Source organism: Laedolimicola sp. (assembly GCF_051972735.1).
In the GTDB taxonomy this organism is placed as follows: Bacteria; Bacillota; Clostridia; order Lachnospirales; family Lachnospiraceae; genus Laedolimicola; species Laedolimicola intestinihominis.
In genome coordinates this window covers 1-3,292 of sequence record NZ_JBOKYU010000079.1, presented here as the reverse complement: position 1 = coordinate 3,292, position 3,292 = coordinate 1, and the positions used below count along the sequence as shown (strand labels likewise).

The window sequence follows — 3,292 nt, the reverse complement described above, 5'->3', positions numbered from 1 at the left end:
CTGTAATCGTATATCCCAACGGTTCAATTCCCGCATGAAGGGCTTCTGTAATGGCATCTGCAGGCATCTGTTCCGGCAGATAGAAAATAGCCTGGGCTTTCACATGGGAAGCCGACAGCCCTTTGGCCTGCGGAAATTTCTCGCGGATGGCGTCCTTAATGTGAGCCTCGCACATGCCGCACATCATGCCGTCGATACCGACGATGACCTCGGTGAGACCTGCTGTTTTGGCAGAGCGCCGGTGAGGCTTCACACCTGCCTTCGGCTTATCCGGCTTAAAGAAGCTGATGACGATGCGGACCGCTGCCACGGCCAGGACCGCCAGCAAAATCAATACGATTTTATCGGTGCTGTTTACAGGGACATTTGTATTCATAAAAACCACTCTTTCCTATTTTTCCGAAATACCGTATGGGGGTATATTTTTTCGTAAAGGTTACGCCCGCTGTCTCAGACAACGAGCGCTCCCTTATGGCTTATGTTATACTTAGATAATAAACTTCTTTATGCGCCTGCCTTAGCAGCTTTTCCCTCAGAAGCCTTCTTCTTGTTGGGATCCGGACGGAACAACAGGTACAGCAGAGCCGCAAGTACTACCAGTGCTACGACAGTGAACACATTGAACGCTACCTCGCCGATGGCCAGACCAACCAGCTGATATACAACCAGTGCTACGCAGTAAGCCATCAGGTTCTGGAACAGGATAGCGAACCAGAAGAACTTACGGTTACCCATCTCCTTCGCCATGGAGGAGATAGCTGCCAGACACGGTGAATCGAACATGTTGAACAGCAGGAAGGATACTGCCGCGATTCCGCTGGGGAAGAATGCAGCAAATGCGTCGTGCATGGATACCTCGTACTCCTCCACCTCAACAGCCAGAGAGGACAGCAGACCCATGGTAGAAACGATACCCTCTTTTGCCACGAAACCGGACAGAGAGGAAGCAACTGCCTGCCAGGTACCGAAGCCCAGCGGAGCAAACAGCGGAGCAAGTACGCCGCCGATCACAGCCAGCAGAGAATCTGCGGAATCTACCAGTCCGAAGCTTCCGTCTACGAAGCCGAAGGAACCAAGGAACCACATCACTGCACAGCAGAGGAACAGGATAGTACCGGCCTTCTTAATGAATGCCCATACACGCTCCCAAACATGAAGCAGTACGCCCTTAACAGAAGGAATATGGTATGCCGGAAGCTCCATTACGAAGGGAACCGGATCGCCAGCAAACATCTTTGTCTTCTTCAGAATGATACAGCAAACGATAACCATGATGATACCGGCAAAGTACATCACCGGAGCCATCCACCATGCGCCGCCCATCAGGAAGCCTGCAATCAGGGCGATAACCGGCAGCTTCGCGCCACAGGGAATCATGGTTGTGGTCATCATTGTCATACGACGGTCACTCTCGCTCTCGATGGTTCTGGTACCCATGATACCCGGAACACCGCAGCCGGAGGAAATCAGGAACGGAATGAAGCTCTTTCCTGACAGACCGAAGCGACGGAATACACGGTCCATGATGAACGCCACACGCGCCATGTAACCGCAGTCCTCAAGGATGGACAGGAACAGGAATACGATAGCCATCTGCGGAACGAATCCAATCGGAGCTCCTAAGCCGCCCAGGATACCGTCTACAACCAGGGAGATAACCCAGTCAGAAGCGCCTGCGCCCACCAGCAGAGTCTCAGCGCCGCCCTGCAGCCACTCGCCGAACAGCACGTCATTGGTCCAGTCTGTTACCACGGTACCGATGGTGGATACGGCGATATAGTAAACAAGGAACATAACAACTGCAAAAATCGGCAGAGCCAGAATACGGTTGGTTACGATCTTGTCAATCTTGTCAGAGGTGGAAAGCTCACCGGCTTTACGCTTCTTAGAAACGCACTCCTTTACCAGGTCCTGAATGTACAGGTATCTCTGGTTTGTGATGATACTCTCAGCGTCGTCGTCCATCTCCTTCTCGCACTCTTTGATGTGCTCTTCCAGATGGGACTTCAGGTCAGCGGAAAGCTGAATGGTCTCGAGGGCCTTGGAATCGCGCTCGAACACCTTAATGGCGTACCAGCGAAGCTCTGTGGCATCTACCAGACCCTGAATGGACTCCTCAATGTGAGCGATAGCGTGCTCTACGCTGCCCGTAAAGACATGAGGAAGCTCCGTCTGCTTACCCTTCTTCGCTTCCTCGATACACAGCTCTGCCGCCTTCTTAGTCGCGTCGCCCTTCAGCGCGCTGATCTCGATGACCTTGCAGCCCAGCTTCTTCTCAAGCATAGCAATATCGATCTTGTCGCCGTTCTTTCTCACCAGGTCCATCATGTTGATGGCGATAACCATCGGCAGACCTACCTCAACCAGCTGTGTGGTCAGGTACAGGTTACGCTCGATGTTCGTGCCGTCGATGATGTTCAGGATGACGTCCGGTTTTTCCTGTACCAGATAGTTTCTGGTTACGACTTCCTCAAGTGTATACGGGCTCAAGGAATAGATACCCGGAAGGTCCTGGATGATGACGTCCTTATTTCCTACCAGACGTCCTTCCTTCTTCTCTACCGTTACGCCAGGCCAGTTACCAACGTACTGGTTGCTGCCTGTCAGATTGTTAAACAATGTTGTTTTGCCGCAGTTCGGATTTCCTGCAAGCGCAATTTTAATTGACATGTCTTCCCCTTTTCCTGACCCTTTCATCCTCTGGGCCATCATTTAATTTGAAAATAACGCTTTGTCTTTAAAGCTTACTCCATCTCCAGGATATCCGCATCTGCCTTACGCAGTGAAAGCTCGTAGCCACGGACAGTTACCTCGATGGGATCCCCAAGCGGCGCCACCTTGCGCACATAGAGCTCTGTACCCTTTGTGATTCCCATGTCCATGATACGTCTCTTCAGCGCACCCTCTCCATGGATCTTCACTACTTTGGACACCGCTCCTACCGGAACATCTCTTAAGGTTTTCATTTCTTCCACTCCTCCTTCACATTTGTTGGATTTCTTTACAAATGTCATACTATGTTTACACAGATTCTCAGGTCTGCGGTACAACCATCACTTTGGAAGCCATCTGGCTTGTAATAGCAAGCCGGGATTCCTTCACGTTCACGATGATATTGCCGTCTCCCAGCTGGGAAATGATGGTGATATGCGCGCCGGCTACAAAACCCAAATCCTCCAGATGTTTCTTGGCCTCTTCATTCCCGCCGACTCTGGCAACCATGAGTTCGTCGCCCGCCTTGGACATCGCTAATGGCATCATGATCGATCGCTCCTCTCTTCTTTCGTCCGCA

General features: G+C 51.5%; 4 protein-coding genes. All 4 read right to left on the bottom strand.

Annotated features, from left to right (window positions below):
* On the bottom strand, positions 1-376 hold a 376-nt coding region (locus tag ACTRC3_RS11540; protein ID WP_440323169.1), incomplete at its 3' end, for a heavy-metal-associated domain-containing protein.
* 128 nt (positions 377-504) lie between these two features.
* On the bottom strand, positions 505-2,670 hold the full coding sequence (gene feoB / locus ACTRC3_RS11535; RefSeq protein ID WP_440323168.1) for a ferrous iron transport protein B: 2,166 nt from the start codon (positions 2,668-2,670) through the stop codon (positions 505-507).
* A gap of 74 nt (positions 2,671-2,744) precedes the next feature.
* On the bottom strand, positions 2,745-2,966 hold the full coding sequence (locus ACTRC3_RS11530; protein WP_178038648.1) for a FeoA domain-containing protein: 222 nt from the start codon (positions 2,964-2,966) through the stop codon (positions 2,745-2,747).
* A gap of 67 nt (positions 2,967-3,033) precedes the next feature.
* Positions 3,034-3,258 (bottom strand): FeoA family protein, encoded by a 225-nt coding sequence (locus tag ACTRC3_RS11525; protein ID WP_178038680.1) that lies wholly within the window; start codon positions 3,256-3,258, stop codon positions 3,034-3,036.
* Between the last annotated feature and the right edge of the window lie 34 nt (positions 3,259-3,292).